General features: G+C 35.8%; 22 protein-coding genes and 1 other annotated feature. Of the genes, 5 read left to right on the top strand and 17 right to left on the bottom strand.

Annotation, left to right across the window (positions count from 1 at the left end; translation table 11 throughout):
• Positions 1-40: 40 nt before the first annotated feature.
• Positions 41-1,614 (top strand): IS3 family transposase gene (locus tag MKZ14_RS09985; RefSeq protein ID WP_128568306.1). Its coding sequence is split into 2 segments (ribosomal slippage): positions 41-683 and positions 683-1,614, totalling 1,575 coding nucleotides; the frame shifts between segments, so codons are not numbered across the junction.
• Between the two features lie 69 nt (positions 1,615-1,683).
• On the opposite strand, the gene MKZ14_RS09980 is transcribed toward MKZ14_RS09985, so the two are convergent.
• From MKZ14_RS09980 to MKZ14_RS09915, 14 genes are all read right to left on the bottom strand, one after another.
• Positions 1,684-2,244: a DUF4256 domain-containing protein gene (locus MKZ14_RS09980; protein ID WP_258861003.1), complete on the bottom strand. Its 561-nt coding sequence runs from the start codon at positions 2,242-2,244 to the stop codon at positions 1,684-1,686.
• An 18-nt stretch (positions 2,245-2,262) separates the two neighbouring features.
• Positions 2,263-2,550 carry an RNA polymerase alpha subunit C-terminal domain-containing protein gene (locus tag MKZ14_RS09975; protein ID WP_026023489.1) on the bottom strand — a complete coding sequence of 96 codons (288 nt, stop codon included), beginning with the start codon at positions 2,548-2,550 and terminating at the stop codon, positions 2,263-2,265.
• Positions 2,551-3,163: 613 nt separating this feature from the next.
• Entirely contained in the window at positions 3,164-4,195 is a 1,032-nt protein-coding gene (locus MKZ14_RS09970; RefSeq protein WP_333006995.1) for a S66 peptidase family protein, read from the bottom strand.
• 345 nt (positions 4,196-4,540) lie between these two features.
• A protein-coding gene (locus MKZ14_RS09965) for an IS3 family transposase (protein WP_339280167.1) occupies positions 4,541-5,871 on the bottom strand; the annotation gives its coding sequence in 2 pieces (ribosomal slippage) (positions 4,541-5,490 and positions 5,490-5,871; 1,332 coding nt in all).
• A gap of 646 nt (positions 5,872-6,517) precedes the next feature.
• Positions 6,518-6,679: a hypothetical protein gene (locus tag MKZ14_RS09960; protein ID WP_283734504.1), complete on the bottom strand. Its 162-nt coding sequence runs from the start codon at positions 6,677-6,679 to the stop codon at positions 6,518-6,520.
• A gap of 150 nt (positions 6,680-6,829) precedes the next feature.
• Entirely contained in the window at positions 6,830-7,210 is a 381-nt protein-coding gene (locus tag MKZ14_RS09955; RefSeq protein WP_333006941.1) for a DUF4830 domain-containing protein, read from the bottom strand.
• Between the two features lie 438 nt (positions 7,211-7,648).
• Entirely contained in the window at positions 7,649-8,119 is a 471-nt protein-coding gene (locus MKZ14_RS09950; RefSeq protein WP_333006942.1) for a peptide-methionine (S)-S-oxide reductase, read from the bottom strand.
• 150 nt (positions 8,120-8,269) lie between these two features.
• Positions 8,270-9,631 (bottom strand): amino acid permease, encoded by a 1,362-nt coding sequence (locus tag MKZ14_RS09945; RefSeq protein ID WP_333006943.1) that lies wholly within the window; start codon positions 9,629-9,631, stop codon positions 8,270-8,272.
• A 79-nt stretch (positions 9,632-9,710) separates the two neighbouring features.
• Positions 9,711-9,962 (bottom strand) — a binding site (T-box leader).
• Between the two features lie 156 nt (positions 9,963-10,118).
• Positions 10,119-10,616, bottom strand: coding sequence for an ATP-binding protein (locus MKZ14_RS09940; RefSeq protein WP_333006944.1), 498 nt, complete (start codon positions 10,614-10,616; stop codon positions 10,119-10,121).
• Positions 10,617-10,801: 185 nt separating this feature from the next.
• Positions 10,802-11,707: an NAD(P)/FAD-dependent oxidoreductase gene (locus MKZ14_RS09935; RefSeq protein ID WP_333006947.1), complete on the bottom strand. Its 906-nt coding sequence runs from the start codon at positions 11,705-11,707 to the stop codon at positions 10,802-10,804.
• 439 nt (positions 11,708-12,146) lie between these two features.
• Complete coding sequence (locus tag MKZ14_RS09930; RefSeq protein ID WP_016994520.1) at positions 12,147-12,764, bottom strand: cysteine peptidase family C39 domain-containing protein; 618 nt, start codon at positions 12,762-12,764, stop codon at positions 12,147-12,149.
• 311 nt (positions 12,765-13,075) lie between these two features.
• Entirely contained in the window at positions 13,076-13,609 is a 534-nt protein-coding gene (locus tag MKZ14_RS09925; RefSeq protein ID WP_333006949.1) for a hypothetical protein, read from the bottom strand.
• Positions 13,602-14,036 carry a hypothetical protein gene (locus tag MKZ14_RS09920; protein WP_016994522.1) on the bottom strand — a complete coding sequence of 145 codons (435 nt, stop codon included), beginning with the start codon at positions 14,034-14,036 and terminating at the stop codon, positions 13,602-13,604. Before MKZ14_RS09920 ends, MKZ14_RS09925 begins: the two co-directional genes overlap by 8 nt.
• Positions 14,037-14,052: 16 nt before the next feature.
• A complete protein-coding gene (locus tag MKZ14_RS09915) occupies positions 14,053-14,388 on the bottom strand; it encodes a hypothetical protein (RefSeq protein WP_016994523.1) in 336 nt (111 codons plus the stop codon).
• 206 nt (positions 14,389-14,594) lie between these two features.
• Here MKZ14_RS09915 and MKZ14_RS09910 point away from each other — a divergent pair, with 206 nt between their 5' ends.
• Together MKZ14_RS09910 and MKZ14_RS09905 are read left to right on the top strand one after the other, a co-directional pair.
• A complete protein-coding gene (locus MKZ14_RS09910; RefSeq protein WP_081456919.1) occupies positions 14,595-14,717 on the top strand; it encodes a YjcZ family sporulation protein in 123 nt (40 codons plus the stop codon).
• Between the two features lie 159 nt (positions 14,718-14,876).
• On the top strand, positions 14,877-15,053 hold the full coding sequence (locus MKZ14_RS09905) for a hypothetical protein (protein WP_333006952.1): 177 nt from the start codon (positions 14,877-14,879) through the stop codon (positions 15,051-15,053).
• Here MKZ14_RS09905 and MKZ14_RS09900 read toward each other — a convergent pair.
• Entirely contained in the window at positions 15,043-15,924 is an 882-nt protein-coding gene (locus MKZ14_RS09900; protein ID WP_333006954.1) for a hypothetical protein, read from the bottom strand. The genes MKZ14_RS09905 and MKZ14_RS09900 overlap by 11 nt on opposite strands.
• A gap of 133 nt (positions 15,925-16,057) precedes the next feature.
• Here MKZ14_RS09900 and MKZ14_RS09895 point away from each other — a divergent pair, with 133 nt between their 5' ends.
• Together MKZ14_RS09895 and MKZ14_RS09890 are read left to right on the top strand one after the other, a co-directional pair.
• Entirely contained in the window at positions 16,058-16,696 is a 639-nt protein-coding gene (locus tag MKZ14_RS09895) for a hypothetical protein (RefSeq protein ID WP_333006955.1), read from the top strand.
• 476 nt (positions 16,697-17,172) lie between these two features.
• Complete coding sequence (locus MKZ14_RS09890; RefSeq protein ID WP_333006956.1) at positions 17,173-17,559, top strand: DUF3888 domain-containing protein; 387 nt, start codon at positions 17,173-17,175, stop codon at positions 17,557-17,559.
• Positions 17,560-17,687: 128 nt separating this feature from the next.
• Here MKZ14_RS09890 and MKZ14_RS09885 read toward each other — a convergent pair.
• Both MKZ14_RS09885 and MKZ14_RS09880 read right to left on the bottom strand, forming a co-directional pair.
• A protein-coding gene (locus tag MKZ14_RS09885; RefSeq protein WP_339280485.1) for an IS3 family transposase occupies positions 17,688-19,042 on the bottom strand; the annotation gives its coding sequence in 2 pieces (ribosomal slippage) (positions 17,688-18,574 and positions 18,574-19,042; 1,356 coding nt in all).
• 118 nt (positions 19,043-19,160) lie between these two features.
• Positions 19,161-19,298 carry a hypothetical protein gene (locus tag MKZ14_RS09880; RefSeq protein WP_004228528.1) on the bottom strand — a complete coding sequence of 46 codons (138 nt, stop codon included), beginning with the start codon at positions 19,296-19,298 and terminating at the stop codon, positions 19,161-19,163.
• Positions 19,299-19,310 lie beyond the last annotated feature (12 nt).

Below are 19,310 nucleotides of genomic sequence, written 5' to 3'. Positions count from 1 at the left end.
ATTAAAAAATAAAATCTGTTTATCTAAGGGGAGTTTTTTCATGGCTCGAAGTAAGCATACAATTGAAGTGAAATTAAACGTTCTTCATTTATTAAATGAAGGCTATTATTCTATCAACGAATTATGTGAAAAATTCTTAGTAACTAAGCAAACTATTCAAATTTGGAAGATTAAATATGAAGTACACGGAGTAGAGGGACTTATCGAAGCAACCTCTTGGACGAAGTATTCCAAAGAATTAAAACTAGAAGCGGTAGAAGATTATCTTAAAGAAAGGTTAACTTTACTGGAGATTCTCGCTCAATATAAGATTAGCAGTATCTCTGTTTTAAAAAGCTGGGTGAAAAAGTATACTAGTCATAGTGAAATAAAAGATTCGGGTAAAGGAATGAGCCAAACTATGACTAAAGGAAGAAAGACAACGTTTGAGGAACGTATTCAAATTGTCAACTACTGTTTAAAGAGCCAGAAAAATTATCAATTAGCAGCACAAGCCTATGATGTTTCGTATCAACAGGTATACCATTGGGTGAAGAAATTTGAAGCGACTGGTGAAGAGGGATTACGTGATCATCGCGGTCGAACAAAAAATGAAGTTGAATTAACAGCCGAAGAAAAATTAAGGTTAGAAATCAAACGAATCGAGCGTGAAAATGAGCGCTTACGTGCTGAAAATCTATTTTTAAAAAAGTTAGAGGAAATCGAAAGGAGGAGTCACTAAGCCAAATTCGCTTACAACAACGCTATTTAGCAATTCAAGAATTACACCAAGAGGAGAAACTTGCGATTCTTTTATTATGTGAAATCGCGGGTGTTTCGCGCGCTGCTTACTATAAGTGGCTAAGTCGCAAGCCATCTAACAGAGAAGTTGAAAATGAAGCCATTTCAAAGGATATTGATCTCCTTTACCACCAAGTAGATGGCATTTACGGCTATCGTCGTATGACGTTGACAATCAATCGTCAACGAAAAGAAAATAATCAAGCGACGGTTAACGAAAAGCGTATTTATCGTTTAATGCAGGTGAGTGGATTGAAGTCCGTTATTAGGCGAAAGAGAAAGCCTTATCGTAAATCCCCAGCACATCATGTGGCGGAGAACGTATTAAATCGGGCATTTACCTCGGAAAAGCCAAATGAAAAATGGTGTACAGATGTCACAGAGTTTAAGTATGGAAACGGGAAAAAAGCTTATTTAAGTGCAATTATCGATTTATATGATGGTTCAATTGTAAGTTATGTGTTCGGTCATTCGAATAATAATTCCCTTGTTTTCAAAACAATAAAATCAGCTATTCAATCATTACAATCAGGCGAGCAGCCATTAATACATAGTGATCGAGGTTTTCAATATACATCGAAGGGATTTAAACGAATTGTGGAAACAGCCAATATGACACAAAGTATGTCCCGTGTTGGTCGATGTATTGATAACGGACCAATTGAATCATTTTGGGGCACATTGAAGTGTGAGAAGTATTATTTGCATAAGTTCGATTCATATGAAGAGTTAAAACTAGCGATTGATGATTATATTCATTTTTATAATTACTATCGTTATCAGAAACGATTAAACGGCTTGAGTCCTTTAGAATTCAGGGCTCAAGCCGCTTAATACATTTTTTATTATTTCCACTGTCTACTTGACAGGGAGCAGTTCAGATCGGACATATGCCTTTATTTTTTAAACTCTTAACGATCCACGGAAGCCTCTTGCCGCGTAGTAGGATTCTGCCCCATTGTGGTACATAAAGACCATGTCATAGCGACGATCGCAGAAGATAGCACCGCCGAGTTTGCGAATGTTATCAGGTGTTTGTACCCAGCTTGATGTTTTTAAATCGAACTTGCCAAGCTCCTGTAGTTGGCGATATCGCTCCTCTGTTAACAGCTCTATGCCCATTTCCTTGGCAACGTCCATAGCCGTATTTTCAGGCTTGTGGTTTTTTCTAGCTTCCCACGCTTCACGGTCATAACATAAACTTCTGCGACCTTTAGGACTTTCCGCAGAACAATCGTAGAAAATGAACTCGTCCGTGTTTGCATCATAGCCAACTACATCTGGTTCACCGCCTGTTGCTTCCATTTCGTGGAGCGACCATAGTTTCTCCTTATTAGCCTCTAGCCTAACTTGGACATTTGCCCAGTCAAGCCCTTCATGACGAGATGTATTTTTCTCGAAGCGAACTTGCAAAGTATTAATTAGTTCCTCGGTTTGCTCTTGTGATAATTCTTTCGTTGACATTGTTGTCTTCCCCCTCACTTATTTAAATGACAAGCCTTCTTCTTTCAATGATGATCTCAGAATCGGTAAGGAGGCTGGTCCAATACCATGCATTTTTAAGATGTCCTTTTCCGTGTACATAGCTAGTTTTTCCAACGTATCAATACCGGCGTGCACTAATGCATTTCTTGCAGGTGAACTCAGTTTGGAAAGGAAGCCACTACTTGGTTTATTTTCCTGATCACAGGTAGGGCAGCTTGGACAATCTGTGCTTTTGTAAAATGTATGTCCTTTTTCACAAACTTTTAACCTTTTTTCTGCCAATATCATCCCTCCAAACCTTATGCTTTTGTTCATTTTATCATATTTCCTCAAAGGTATTGAAAAGGGACACTTGAATTTTTCATCAATTCACGCTCTTTTGAAGTTGGTGCCACATTTACTGACTTAGCAACTTCTTGTTTCTATCATTTAATGTTCTCCAGCGCCTCAAACAAGTCAGCTATATCTTTGCCCTCTTGTATTTCTTCATAACAAAAGAAGGAATTTTGACAGTATCGACTTGATTCTTTTTTCCTCTTCCACAGTAAAAAAATGTTCATATATACAACAAGCTCAGCCATTTTCTGAGCAAGTTGACCCTCAGATTGTGATGTTTCCTTAATCAATCTCATTCGATTTGTCACATACCAATGTCTTGCTTTTTGAGAATTAAGGCTTAAACCCTCTTGCTTCATAGCTTTGTTCAGTGTCTATACCAAGAGTTATGTGTAAGAGCAAGAAGAATCCCTTGTGAAAAAAGTTTGATCAAAAGGGATTCTTCTTTAGCAGTTTTAAGTTAGGTTATTATGAAAACGTTTGATTATTTTCTACCTGTGTTGCTCCACTATCGCGTCCGATTATTGAATATCCTTATTCGTCCCAAAAAGCCGTTAACATCTTACAGTACAGCGTTTTCTAAAATAGTAAAAGAGCTTGTATTACAATTAATTTCTGCTAATGCACCAAGAGGTAGAATGAATTTTGGTTCGGTATGTCCAAAGTTCATATTGTATAGAACTGGTGTATCCTCCAAGTTAAATTCTTTCAACACTTTTAAAATCTCTTCTTTATATTCTTCGCAATACTTTTCATCTTGTGGTTTACCAAATATAATTCCGTTTGCTTTTTGTAAAATACCTTGTACACCGTAGTTTCTCAACCAATATCTAAGTAGGTTAGGCTCCGGTTGATCTTCAGATGTTTCAAAGAAAAGAATGTAATTTTCCCAGTATTTTTCTTCAGGCCATAGCACGGTTCCTTTAGCAAACTCTAATACTTCAATGCACCCTCCTATTAAACGTCCCTGTACTATACCTTTACCTTGCAGCAATTCGTATCCTTTATTAGGTTGCATTGTGCGTTTTTGATTTTTATTTGATTCTATCCAATCTAAATGCTCACTTGTCCATTCTACAGAAGGAACAATTTCACCTATTACTTCATTAGAAAATAGCGTTTTCTGAATAGATTGAACGGTATATGAGTGCATTTCAACGTTTTCTGCAAAATCGGTTAAAATTGCTGGTCCATAAAATGAAGATATACCCGCCTTCAAACAAAATAAATGAGCAATCGTTACATCTGAGTAACCCATTAAAATTTTAGGATTTTTAGTTATCACCTCAAAATCAATGTAAGGGAGTAAACGAACACTATCATCTCCACCAATATTTGCAATAATAGCTTTAATCTTGGGGTCCTTAAAAGCCATCATTAAGTCCTCTGCACGTGCTTTTGGATTTTTGTCTAAATAATCTGCACCTTTCAAGCTATTTGGCATTGCTATAACTTTCAGTCCAAAAACCTCTTCAAGTCTTTTTACGCCTTGTTCATAACGCCATTTTAATTCTGGTTCTCCAGCACCTCCCCAAGAAGGACTAATTGTGGCGATATAATCTCCTTGCTGGAGTTTATTTGGCTTTAATAACATATAAATACACCTCAAATTAGATTTAATTTCATTTAAAAATAACATATTAATGGAAATTTTTAAATAGTCTATCATTTATGTGAAATAAGCTATTAAATCCTTGTTTGGTAACATTGCACAAAATGATTTTATTCCACAATCGCGCCCGATTGTGGAATAGAGGATATTTATCTATGCTAATTGTGGGTAGTCAAGAGGCAACCGAAGCAATACGCTACATGTCTTTTGCTCCTCTTATTGCCGGCATGCGGGAGCTAACGACAACGATCCTTTGGGCGGCTGATCAAAAAAAGGCTCCCCTAGTCGGTTAAACTGTACCCTTTGTAAAGGACATTTTAAAAAAAGCTAGGTAACTTGTTGAAGCTGCTGTCTGTATTTTGCAGGCGGCAGCTTTTTCAAATGCCATTGCCCTCGATAATGGTTGTAATACATCATATAACTCTTAATTTCTCGTTTGACTTCTTCTAATGTTTCACATTTCTCGATAGTTGTTTCATCTTTAAAATGTCCAAAAAATGATTCTTGTGGCGCATTGTCCCAACAGTTTCCACGGCGAGACATGGATTGTCCTAACCCCATTTTCTTCACAAGTTTTTGGAATTGTGGATTGGTATAATGGAATCCTTGATCCGAATGAATAAAGGCATCTTCCGTTAAATGGCGGTGTTTCTTCAATTGATGAAGCGTATTGAGGGCAATATCTATACTTAATGAAGACGACACTTCATACGCTAAAATTTCATTCGTTTCAGCGTCTTTAATCGTTGATAAATAAGCGCGTTTACTGCTTCCATACGTTAAATAGGTGATATCTGTCAGTAACACTTTTCCGGCCATACCCTGTTTAAAGTTGCGTTGTAATTCATTTGGGCACGTACGATGTTCTTTCGTTGCTTTTGCCATACGTCGAGTTGGATTCGCTTTTCGAATCGGGCAGATAATCTGATATTTTTTCATCACGCGGCGAATACGTTTCAGATTGTACGTAATTCCATATTGATTTTCTAACGTCATTTTAATTTGACGTGCTCCTTTTTTTCGCCCTCTGAAATGATACGCTTTTAAAATGATTTCCTTTACCACTTCATCTGCTTGTTCTTGCTCCACACGCTTCTGAGCTGATTTTTCTAAAAAATAATTGTAATAGCCAGACCGAGATATACCCATCACATCACATAAATAGCTGACTAAACGCTTTAATTTATACTTTTTCATCGTGTGATGGATGAGTTCAAATTTTAGTGTCGTAGCGATTTTTATTTCTTCTTCAACATCTGCCTTTCGAGTAGATCGAGCTTTTTTAACAATTCATTCTCTGCTTCAAGTAACCGATTTTTCGCCTCTAAACGCTTCAATTTTTCTTCTAATGTCAATTCGCGTTCGGAAGGTCTACCTGAATTTGTTTTACGTGTATCTTGTAAACCTCCGACACCTGCTTTACGATAAGAAGCTCGCCAGCGTTTGCCTGAAGATTCGATTCGTTTTATACCGATTAATTCAACATCTAAACCTGCATTTTCAAAAATTTCTCTTGGGAATTTACCTTTTTCATTTTCCGCAATAAAATGACGTTTAAATTCGTCAGTATATGTGATCGCTTTCTCGCTAACTGCTTGCACATTTGGATTACATTTTAGTTGTTCTTGTTCCATTTTCGTAAAATATCTTTTGGTCATTTCACTCTACCCCAACATCTTTTTTCTCATTATAAACAAAAATACCCTATAGGATAGACTTTTTTCAAAGTGTCTATCTTATAGGGTACAGTTTAGGTTTACTAGTAGGCCTTATTTGTTCTGCCATCGCCGCTTATCATTTAACGGCAATACCGGGATTCGGTTATGCAGGTGTTGCGATTAGCGCTTTTATCTTGGAAATAACATCCCTCCTCTGGAATGCGCTCATTATACAAAAAAGATGCAAAGGCGCGTTTCCTGTAATGACGTTATTGGCATATTTAATTTTTCTTGCGTCAATAGCTTTCTTAACGTTCCGTTCGAAAACTTTCTGTTGTACATCGGTATAGAATCAAGAACCATGCAATCGCTCGGCAGCATACTATTTTTTTTAGGATGCATTGCCTTATTCTTGCTGCTACGATTTTGGGGAAGGGGGAGCTTTAGAAGGTATCGCTAACTAAATGGAAATTATATGAACCAACGTTCGCCTCAGACCTCCTTACACTCTTTTTATTAAAATGATAGGTACGTAGCACAGAGCAAAATCCGAGATATAATGGGCATCTTTGGAAAGAATGATTTAATCAAAGGAGGAGAATCTCACTCTTACCCATACGGTTTCAAAGTCGAAGCAGCGCTTGCTTCATTCACTGCTCAAGCTAGTAATTGGAGGAATGCTTGTCGGTGTGCTGTTGTTCAGTCTATTCGTCAGTGCCAACGTAAAAGCTTTTAATTGTTCCAGCGCAAGATCCTTTAATTGAGCCAAATTTTGTAAGGTTTCTTTTGCATATAAATCTGTTGACATATCAAGACGCTTTCCTTATTTCAGAAAAGCGCCCTTAATGGAATAACTAAACCCTCTTAAGTGTGTATCCTATCCAAACTTTCATTGGGAACGTTATTAAAATTATTAGTGAATTATTTATACATTCATTTCTAGAGCAATAAATAGGGTTTATTCATTGGTTATTATGTCCTTATCTTCAAGATTTACTATACCTGGTGTCGCATTCTTTGTTTTTCCAACAGAGCCTATGATTTCCCCATTATACTCGTATAAGATAGCTTGAATATTATCGCCTTCAATATCTTTCTCATTTAATTCATAAGTAGTTACATCTAACTCTTTGCCTACATATTTCTCAAGAAAAGAAAACTGATAAGAGTCATTAAACGCTAAAGAATCCTTAGATATTTCGCGTGTTTCCTTTGTGTCAAAGGATTCAATTGACCAACCTAACTCTTCTAAATATAATCTATGTTTTTCGTTAATACTTTCATTGTTACAAGCTGTTAAAATAAACAGAATGCACAGAATCATCATTATTTTTTTCATAATTCCCTCCTATTCACTTTTAACTACTAAAGTATTTCGATAAAACAGACTTTTATTCCTCTAAAAAGCTACCAAAGCGAAGTTTGGCAAAACTTTTCTACAATATGGAAAAAATTCTGCATATAACAGAAAAAAAGTACACCACTATTATTTTAGTGATGTACTGATTTGATAATATATTGTTCAAACATTATATACCAATTCACTATTTTCCTAATTCTAACTATCATTAATAGAAATAATGTTTACAAATAGCTGTCTCTCTTATTTACTTGAATGATTCAGTTTGGAAAAAGCCTACAGAACGGGTTTAGCTACATACGCACTAGCCCTTTTACGCTACTTATCATTTCCTTCTAATTTTCTGCGTTTTAGCAAATACATAACCTGATCATCCAAATGACGCACTAATAACATAGAAAGGTCTCGTAAATTCCGTTATTTATATTTATTTAAAATTTCTGCGGGAATATGACAATAATCATTTGGACATCTGGTTAATCTATCTTGATGTTCCTCTGCACTTCTGACATAGTTTGTAAGGGGCAGCACTTCAACCATTATAAGCTCGTAATCACTTCTCTCTCTAAGAAATGCCTTCGCCTCTTTTAAATGCTCAGGATTTTCACTATATACGCCCGTTCTATATTTCTCGCCAACATCCTGTCCTTGTTTATTCAAACTGTAAGGATCAATGATTTCGAATAAATAGCCCATTAAATCTCGAATGGTTACAACTGTTGGATCAAACCCTGTTTTTACACATTCAGCGTACCCGTCATAATCACTCTCAAGCGTACGACTAGTCCCATTAGCTCTACCTGCTTCTGTAAACGTAACTCCTGGTAGCGTTTTTATAAAAGCTTGTACGCCCCATAAACATCCACCTGCCAAATATACTACTTCCATCATGCCCCTCCTTTTTTTGTCTAAATACAGATCAATTTTATTATGAACCTATTCATAAAGGAAGGCGATAAGTGTAACGAATCGAGTATACCAAAAGGATTTCTTAACAAACTATCTGCGCTGTAGAAGTATTAGTTAAATGAATTGTAACTACTTTTTAACATGTATTACTTTGTAGCCAATAAATAAGATGAAAAACCAAACAGGTGCGACATATAGGGCAACACGCATATCTGGAATAAACGCCATTAACACAATCACCATTAATAAAAATACAATAGCAACATACGTAGAAAGTGGATAAAGCGGAATTTTGAATTTCAGATTAGCTACTTCCTCTTTCGTTTTTGACTTCCTAAATTTCAATTGTGCTAATAAAATAATCATCCAGCTTGTAATGACTGCAACCGTCGCAACAGCAGAAATATAGATGAACACTTTTTCAGGTACTACATAGTTTAAGACAACCGCGATTAATAACACAGCTGACGAAAATAATATCCCTCGACTCGGGCTACCGTTTTTGCTTACTGTTTTAAAATATTCCGGACCATTTTTTTGTACCGATAAGTTGTGTAGCATACGTCCTGAACCGTATAAGCCACTATTAAAGGCAGACATTGCAGCTGTAATAACTACAAAGTTAATAATGTGAGCCGCAGCAGGGATACCAACGTAATCGAAAATTTGAACGAACGGGCTACCTTCTGAGCCAACTTCGTTCCAAGGATAAATAACCATCATAACGCCTAATGCCCCAATGTAGAAAATTAAAATACGCCAAACGATGTTGTTAATCGCTGATGGAATAGACTTGCTGGGATTTTTTGCTTCTCCTGCAGAAATACCCACTAATTCAACCCCACCGAATGAGAACATAACTAATACGAGTGACATTAAAATACCATGGAAGCCGTTTGGCATGAAGCCACCATGTGCCCATAGATTATCAAAGCCAATTGCTTCACCGTGGTTGCCGACACCGAAGAAAATAATGGCTAATCCTAGAACGATCATCCCGATAATTGCCACAACTTTAATCATCGCAAACCAGAATTCGAATTCTCCATATGCTTTTACATTTGCTAAGTTTACAAGCGTCATCATCACAAGTACGACAAGGGCAGTTACCCATTGTGGAATATCTGGAAACCAGTAGTTAATATATACACCGACTACTGTTAATTCTGCCATGCCCACGACAATCCACATGAACCAATATGTCCAACCCGATAAGAACCCAGCAAAGCGCCCTAAATATTTATTCGCGTACATACTGAATGAGCCTGATACAGGTTCTGCTACTGCCATTTCGCCTAATGCACGCATAATGGTGAAAATAACTAGCCCGCCAATTAAATAAGCTAGTAAAATAGATGGTCCCGCCATTTGAATGGTTGAACTAGAGCCATAAAATAAACCGACCCCAATGGACCCGCCTAGTGCAATTAATTGCATGTGACGAGTACTTAATTCCCGCTTTAGTTGTGAATCTTGATGATTATCTTTCATAATGCTTACTCCTCATACGTTTAGATTTTCAAATACTTGCTCAAAAAAGGAATAAAAAAAAACGCCCTTTTGGATTAACCAAAAGGACGATTCAACTCGTGTTACCACCTTTAATTTATAAGCAATTCACATTACTTACCTTAAGAAGTACGGTCATTTGACGATACTCTCGCACATGATTACGGGTGCTTACCGGCGTAGCCTACTTAGAATAATCCTTTCGGTACACAGCTCCAAGATGAATTCTCAATTGTTTTACATGCACCTCTCATCGACCGGTAACTTTCTGTTCGTAAAAATAATTGATACTACTTCTTTTCATAGCCTTTGTTCTATACAAATATTTTTGAATTGTTTTTCATTTTACAGAAAAAAAATAGTTTGTCAATATAATTTTAAAAAATTCTTCATAAACCGCATAAATTACATATGACAATTCTACAGACGGTTTAGTTCAGCTAATTTTTTCTGGTGCTATAACTCTGTCTTATTCATTCCCACTAAACTCCCATATATTTAAACCCTCGGAAGCTTCTGGTGCTTCAAAAAATTTAGTAACTTCAATAAACGTCGCTTCGGTGTCAAAAGCTGCTCTTTCGGGTTGTTCATTACGCCTTTGTGCAATTTGACGCAAGCATTGCTGGTTATTTAAGTTAAGGTAAATTAGTTGATGGTTTGCATTGACCTCTGACGCTAAATCCAAAAACCACTTTCGCTGTTTTTGAGTGTTACCTGGAAAATCCATTACTACATGCGTACCAACACCCAATATGTTTTGGACATGCTTTTTCACCATAGGCTTGAGCTGTGCTGATAATTTTAGATAGTCATCAAATGATGTGATCTGATTGGGATAAAGAGAGGAAAGCCATTCATCCTCAGATAAAAGGACCGCATTTTTTTCTTTAGCCAATTGTTTTGATTTTGTTGATTTTCCTGCTCCCATTTTTCCACAGAAAAAGTATAGAGTCCCCATTTGTTTCATGTTTTTATTCCTCCGAGCTTTTTTATTACCCTACCTTGTAAACAATAATTTTTGCAATAAGAAAAACGGATTCTACAATCAAAATCCGTTCTTCGCCATTTCTTATAGTAACTCTAACACAATATTTGAGAATACATTAGCTGATATGTTTTTACTAAGATCCTATTCCAAGTGTTATGGCGTCATCAAAAGCGTTCCATCGTTAAATCAGTATTTACTGAAACAGCAGCTTTATTACCTTTAGCCGCTGAAATCATTAAAGAGGATGGTTTGGATCTTTCGGTTTCTCCTGCAATATAGACATTTTTTTGAGTTGTTCTACCAACACCATCTGTTATCACTTTTCCATCTTCATCAATAGCACAGCCAAGCTTCTCAGCAAACTGATTGGGACGATAATAAGATGGGGCAACAAATCCACCCGACCTTAAAATGGTTGCTCCTGATTCAAACTCTATTTTTTGTAAGTACCCATCATTACCTATGAGGTCTTTTATCTTTTCTGATATTATTTTGATATTGTGTTTTTGCAACTCCATTTTACTTTCGTTAGATAAGGGAGCTCCATTCGTTAAGACAACCAAATCCTGTGACCAATTATAAATTAACTTGGTCAAATGCAGTACATGCTCTTCTTTTTCTGCTATAACCACTAATGGCTTATCCTTTTGCTCCCAGCCATCACAATAAGGACAACTAAATAGACTTTTCCCATAAAACTTTCTTATACTTGGTATAGTAAATATTTCTTGAACACCAGTGGCGAGTATGATTTTTTCTGAAACAAATTCCTGACCAGTAGATGTTTTGACAGTAAATCGCTCATTACCTATACCCTTTATAATTTCAGTAACTGTCGCATTAAGATAGGAGACGGACGGGTAATTCCCCAACTCTTTTAACGCTATGTCTTTAAACGCTTGTGGTTTTATCCCATCACGCGTAATAAATCCATGTGACGCCTGTGTCACTCTATTCCTATTTGTCCCATCATCAATTAATGCAATATTTCTCCTTGCTCTTCCTAAAGTTAAGCCAGCACTTAACCCTGAAGGACCTCCGCCTATAATGATACAATCAAGAACAGTCATTTTTACCTCCGTATTGATTTGGTTTTCTTTTGAATTGTAATTTGCATTAGAGAACTACATTATTTCCTACATCATGAATTTCCATTCTTTACACACTCATGACGCAGAGTTTTTGTTTATTTTACATTAAAAAAGACGCATTCCTTTTTAAAGAAATGCGCACAATTAGATAAATTTGATAATAGTTGTTCAATAACTTCTGAGTCTTTCGGGTATGTATGAATAAATATTGAAATTTCATTGCAATTCTTCCAAGGTAATTTCTTCATCTGGGTCTTGATATTGAGTATCCCCACCAGTTATTTGGACATAAAAAATATTGTGTTGTTATATTATTTGATAATTTGAGCGCTGTTTCTTATGCAAAATCGCGACCGATTATTGAATAAAGTTCAACTCCTATTTCTAGTTATTGTAAACATTTCAAATGATAAAATAATTAAATAGACTTTGTGGCGTCTACGGCTATGTAAGTATTGCTATAAAGAAGCATATGAATTCTCTTTACATTCCATAGTTTCTTAAATTCATTAATTGGAACTTTTCGATTATAGCGATTGTGTTCATCATCACAATTCACCAGATGCTTTACTGATTCTGCAAGGTAAATATATTCCTTGTCATAGCCTACTACAGGGACAAAATGCAGATAGTTACGATCCTTTTGTGTTTTAATAAAAACAATCACGGGAGTTCCTTTACTAACTTCGTACTTTAATGTATTTACATTTCCTTTATGATATTTTGTTTTAAAACCCTTCTTTCTTAACACCGTTCGGATTCCCTTTGGATATACAGCACCCGCCCTAGTTTTACTAGGAAAATGCGTATATAACGCTTCACCATCATCCTCCATGCCAAAATGACGTAATAGATATGCTGTTGAAAATGCTGCACATTCATTATTCTTTTGAAAATCTATTCGATTGTTTTGTTGAATAAGATAGTTAGCTGGATAATCTCTTTTCCGTAAAACAAGTATGGGTAATGTCATTAAATATGCATTAATAATAGTTGATATAATAATCCATAAAATAACTTGACTAACTATAAACATACACGACCCCCATATCTTTGTGTGTAATCAAATCTATATTCTAAGTCCTTTTTTTTCACTATCCTGCACAGTTTTTTAGTATATTTTATTTCTTAACAACTCTTACTCAATTTTAACATAATTATCCAATTCAGGTTTTTGTTTTACTCAATTAAATGGTCCTTTTGTTGAACACAAGTCAAACAAAGCTCTTTAAACTAAACTACCCAGTTAAGATAACAAGAAAAAAGAACTGTATAAGCAGCTTATTGGTCTTCAAAGATATTTTGCTGCTAACTCAACAACAATGACTATTTTTAATCTCTAACATATTACTCATCAAAAAAATCTGTTATAAAGAATGGTTTAATCCCTACCTCTCTAAATAAATATTTGATAGGATGAACCTCTTGAACAATACGGTTGTTTGGAATGAATATTTTCTCTTTAAGTTCTTGAAATAGCGTTGCGTCAATTTCAGGAAACCAATCTTCGTAGCTTACTCCCTTCTGTTGTTCAATCAAAATTAAATACACGACAATGAATTCAAACATAAAGGGAAAGTCTCGCTCAATTTTTGAATAATGCTGCAATAGAGCTGTTAGATAGCGTTCGAAATCGTAGTATGTGCTAGCTCCATATTTTAAGCGCTCGCTCTCTGGCTTAAAGACAAACGTTGCTTTACTATACCAGTTTCCTAGCATGCATACAAAAAGGAATAGTGCATGTTTTCTTGTTTCAAAATCGACATCATCAAAGTACTTGAAATACTCATCAAAAATATAAGGTTTGGCAGTGTCAAAATAACCGATTTCAATGCCTTCAATTGTTTCACGCACTTTTTCTACAATCGTTTTTTCAGTCATCCATCTCACTCTTTCTATATTTACTTGTAACATATTTCATCACAGCCTGGATCGTAAGGACGAAACTAATAACCGTAGATAATAAAAGCTCCATTGCTTCATGCTGATTCCATAGAAGCCCAAATCGCATGAACAAATAAAAACCGCTTGCCAATGCATGGCAGGCAAATAGACTTCCCCAGATCACTGCCTTTGACCTTTTATAAGCATTACTCCCCCTTAAATACTTCATATAGTAGAAACAAACAACACCTATTCCTATAATGAACAGTGAGGTCTGAACAAAGGGTGTTGTCACAATCATCGGTTCTTCGTGCGGCATATCCACATAGAGAAGGTTCCCAAGGTGAATTATGTTAAAGCTCAATAGACAAATAAACACATATAAAAAGAATAGCCATTCGGCAATTATCATGAACCATTTCATTATTGCCTCTACCATCCTAGTCTAATAATCTTGTATTCTCTTTATTTTCTATATATCTACAAAAGGGACAATAATGATCTCTCGCTATGAAAATCGCACGGTACATTTCTGACCAGGGAATGGTATCTTCACAGCGATCACATTCTACATAAAAATCAGGTAGTAACCCCTTATCTAACAAGACATTCCACTGCGAGCTTGTTAATTGATCAGGTCCATTTTTTATAACATCTATAATGATTGCCAATACTTCCCCATCATAAATTCGATTTGAATTCACTAATTCTGTTAAATAAGCAATACATTCAGTCGATTCACTGATGATTTTTTGCTTTAGCTCTTCCCTTAGCATGTAACCCCCGCTTTCTTTTCTCACTTTATTTGTAAAAATAAAATACCAATCTCAAAAAACCTTCTCCCTAAAAATAAAATACAAGAATGTTTTCAGCATTTTTTAGAACCATAGGGTAAATACCATTTCTCCTTTCTGCAAGCATACATATTATAGGTTGTAGAAAGGAGGGATTTTCAGTGGGATACAACGGAAACGTAGGTAACATGAACAACAGCTGCTATTATGGCGGCGACTCTGGCGGTGGCGGCTATTACGGTTCAACATTCGTATTAATCGTTGTTCTATTCATTCTTTTAATTATTGTTGGCGCTTCTTTCATGTACTAATCATCCCAATAGCACCTAACCTTTTACAGACTGTTAAAGCCATGTAAGGTCATTCTAGCTATTTTATAAGGGTCGCTTTTACCAGCCTAGTGACCCTTTTCCTTGTCAGACAATCGTGCGATAATCAAATCTGACATGGGAAATTGATGTGATTTCTACATGGCATTGCTTGGCATCGCATTGATTATGGTTGGTCCTATGTTGATTGTCATTACGGTTGACGATACAGTATTTTTCAAAAATATATTATTAAGAATCATTGGTGGCCTTTGCCTTTTACTGGGCGTGCATTTATTACATAGACAGTTTCATCCGAAGAAAAATATTATTCCTTAGCAAAATATTTTGGATCTATTTGTAGAAGAATCGTATTCATATCATAAAAATTTCCCGATTTAAATTTCTCCTCATAAGTAAGTCCTTGTTGCTTTTGAATAAATGCTAACCATTCCTTTTCTAACTCACTACTACTCTTTCCGTATACTTCCTCTACTTTTTTTGCTAGTTCTTTCTCGTTGTAGATCTGTTCAAACTTTTCGAGTCCATAGGTATTAATTAGGTATGTAACAAATGAAGCCGCATGCGTGTAGCTCATCTCCATCAGGACTTGATTCTCTTCTTCACTTGAAAGTGCTGGGCGAAAATAGACATCATCTTGATTTGGATCAATTAACTTACTAATGGGAATTATCTTATCTGAATCCAAATAATGCTTCATGTATTTTTCAAAGTATAATTTATTTTTTCCATATTGACCCTCCATATAACTCGCAAAACCCTCTTGCGTAAAATAGCCATGGTCTGATCCAAAATTGTTGCCATAGCCAAGTAAGGAATGGGTCATTTCATGGACAAGTGGATAGGTATCATCTTGAACGCCAACTAGTTCGATTTTCGATGCAAACCCCCAGGATAGACCGTCTTCCTTAAACCATACGTTTATGTGCTCGGATGGCGTGTAGGAAGTATGTATAGAATCCTTTATGTGGTCGTATGCTGTCACAATTTCATCCTTTATAGCCTCTACTTTTTCTTGTGGAACACCAATCTCATTCTTAATCTCAAAGGTTACTTTGCCATCCTTTGTTACCACAATATTTCCATCGTTTTTCTCTTCCTGTATTTGTTCTTTAGGTTGAGCGGTTTCTGCTGTACAGGCTGTTAACAGTAATGTACATAGAAGGATTGTGCCTCTCCATTTAGCCATAATTACCTCCTAAAAAGTATTTTCCAGTTTATACGAAACTTAAAATCCAAAAGTTTCATTTTTAAAAGAAAAATAAGGAAAATTAGACAAAATTATTTATAATGGTATTAGGCTAGGCAAAAAGGAGGTCGCAATGAACAAAAGTACATCTATTCATTACAACCCACGCTATGGCTGGGATTTAAATAATGATGCAAATTTAGAAATGCGGTTATTCGCCAAAGCACAGCGTAGACAAGTAACTATTCTGAGCTATGGGTGTGACTTAGATCATCACACCATTAAAAAAATTGCTCGGCACTACCTCACTAGGAAAAAATTTAGCGAAGCAGAAACAACAATCGAAATAAGGTACGATATATATGATGCTAATTCAAGTAAACATGAAGAAAGTCAATACTATTGGAAAACCTATTTCATTAGTGAAAGAACATTAGCTGCTTTCCTACAAGCGCTACGTCGATTACCTGGTACACATATTCACTGTGAATTTAATGTGCGAGGACATTTTGAAGTAAAGCTAAATGGTGTGGAATTTTCTACACGTGTATTAAAAGCCCTTGATTATCCATCTATGTATAAGGAAGATTTAATTGGACGCTATCTTTTATTTATTGATACAGAATCACCTGACAATGAAATGATACGTCATAAAATACAATTGCTCCCTAAAGAGCTGCAAAGTCACTCTCTTCCCTTAGACAGTTCACAGCTCCAATGGCAACTATTAGTAAAGGACTGGATAACAGCTATTCTTCGCTACGATGTGTAAATTTTAGCATATTCAAGAAGATGGTCTATAAAACCAAGTAATCTTATCATATAAATAGTAATGTTAAGCGAATTCGTTTAACAAGGCACCTCCCGATTTGTTACTAAGGGGCACTTCCATCGGTGCCCCTATATTTTTGGCTATTGCACACTTCATCGCCCCCCATTACGATCAAATTTATTTGTTATGATGGGACATAAATTTATGTTTGAGGTTATTTTAAATTTTTTATCGAATACCTATGTTGGTCAAAATATAGCAAGGTTCCGTCAAAATGATTGGTTCCACACCATTTATTATGATGAACCGTATCGCAGCTTATTTTTTTCCAATCGTCATGTCAGAAAATATCTTAATTATTTGTATAACCTATACTCGAACACCTTTACTTCGATCATACATACTTCATTCCATAAAGGTAACAATACAATGCATTAGGGAAAGATCACAAAGAGGTGTAAAAGAAAGTGAAAAAGATGTTACTCGTACTCCCCCTTATATTTGTTACTTCTTTTCAAACGATATCCGCTGAACCAACACAGGATTCTAGCGAGCTGAGATTGCAGGATATGCTCATGCTTTTGCTTACTCCTTATATTGAAGAAGATTTGACCAATTATTATTCAAAGATTAGAAAGGATGTTTCCCCTCATATTACGCCTTGGAAAATTGAAGTAATTGATACAAAAAGAAATCATTTCCGAGGCTTTCAAATGCAAATTACATTTGAAATTGAACCTACGGATGGCGGACAATGGATTCCTATTGGAAAGGATCGAATGACCTATGAAATTTCTTCAGGACCTGATGTTAAATTGATTCATCACACACATCTCAAAACGTATAAATATCCACCTGAATAATACCTTCCCATTAAAATTGTAAGCTTGTCCCTTTATTGAATGTCATGCGATTTTTTTATCTGTGAATCATAAAAGCACCCCATCAAAGCTTTGAAGTGACCCCTAAAAGTTAGACACGGTTATTTCGTTTAGACAGCTTGGGTAAAATGAGTTCGGTACTGCACTGGACTCATTTTTAATTTTGCCTTCATACGTTTCGTGTTGTAATAGTTTATATAGTTTTCCAGTTCCTTTTTAAAATGCTCGACACTTTTAAATTCCTTTAAATAGAGAAATTCTGACTTCATGATGCCAAAGAAATTCTCCATGACAGAATTGTCGTAACAGTTGCCTTTACGCGACATACTTTGCACAATCCCTCTTGATTGAAGGGCGTGGCGATATTGTTTCATTTGATAATGCCAGCCTTGATCGGAATGCATGAGGAGCTGGTGTTCTTCTGGCAACCGCTCTAAAGCCTTTTCTACCATCTCTGAAACTAACGAATATGTAGGTCTAGAGCCAATTGTATACGTAATAATTTCGCCATTAAATAAGTCTAAAACAGGCGATAAATAAAGCTTTTCACCAATTAACTTAAACTCTGTAATATCTGTTACCCATTTCTCATTAGGCGCTTTTGCTGTAAAATTGCGATCTAAAATGTTAGGCGCAATTTTACCAACTGTCCCTTTATATGACTTATATTTTTTCATACGAACGATGCACTTTAAGCCTAGCGCTTTCATCAGGCGTTGCACTTTCTTATGATTCACTTTTTGCCCACGATTCGCTAGCTCATCACGAATGCGACGATAGCCATAACGGCCTTCATGTTCCTTATAGATTTCTTGAATTTCGGCCTTTAACTCGGCATCTGGATCGGGACGATTCATCTTCTTTACTAAATCATAGTACGTGCTACGTGGAATTTCTGCGAACGCTACAAGCGCCTTCACCGAGTATTTATGCCTTAATTCATAGATGACGTTTACTTTGTCTTCTTTGGTGATTTTTCCTTGGCTTGAACTAAGGCGTTTAACTTTTTTAAATATTCGTTTTCCATACGTAGACGATTGATTTCTGCTTGAAGTGCTTCTGGTGAGCCTTCTACTGGTGCTTGTTTTGGTTGTTTATTTGTTTCTTTTTTCATGGATGGACGCCCCTTTTTCTTTGATTGAAGGGCATCGAATCCTTTTGTTTCAAATTGTTTTTTCCAAAAACGAAGTGTAGAAGGAGTAGCTATATTAAAGATAGCTGCCGTTTCAAGTAAGGACGTACCGTTTTCAATCATATAGTTTAGTACGTCTAGTTTAAACTGTGCCGAATAATTTGTATATCGTTTTATAAACGCTTCTACGCCGTTATACTCATATTGTTTCACCCAATTAAGAATCGCTTTGTGATCTGTTCCAATTAATCTAGCAATTTCATGTGAACTTTCTTTACCTTCTATGTAGCGTAGAACTGCTTGTAATTTTTCTTCTGATGTATATTTAGCCATATAAAAACTGCTCCTCCAATTGTTAGATGTGTCTAACAATTGGGGAGCAGTTCACTTGTCTTACTTTGATGGGGTATTTCATTGTTATACTAAACTTCGCTGTTCATAGACGATCTATTTATTTTCTATCTCTTATTTCTTCTAGTATTTCTATTATGCGATTGTTTTGCCTTTCAATCGATTTTAACTTTCTCTCTATTATGCTTGAAGAGAAAAACACAATTAGTACAATTGCTATTCCAATTAGTAAATCCATTTTACTTCCCCC

The organism is Lysinibacillus sp. FSL P2-0066, assembly GCF_037969495.1.
GTDB classification, from domain to species: domain Bacteria; phylum Bacillota; class Bacilli; order Bacillales_A; family Planococcaceae; genus Lysinibacillus; species Lysinibacillus boronitolerans.
Note: the sequence above shows the minus strand (reverse complement) of the source record. Positions and strands in the feature narration are given on the sequence as shown.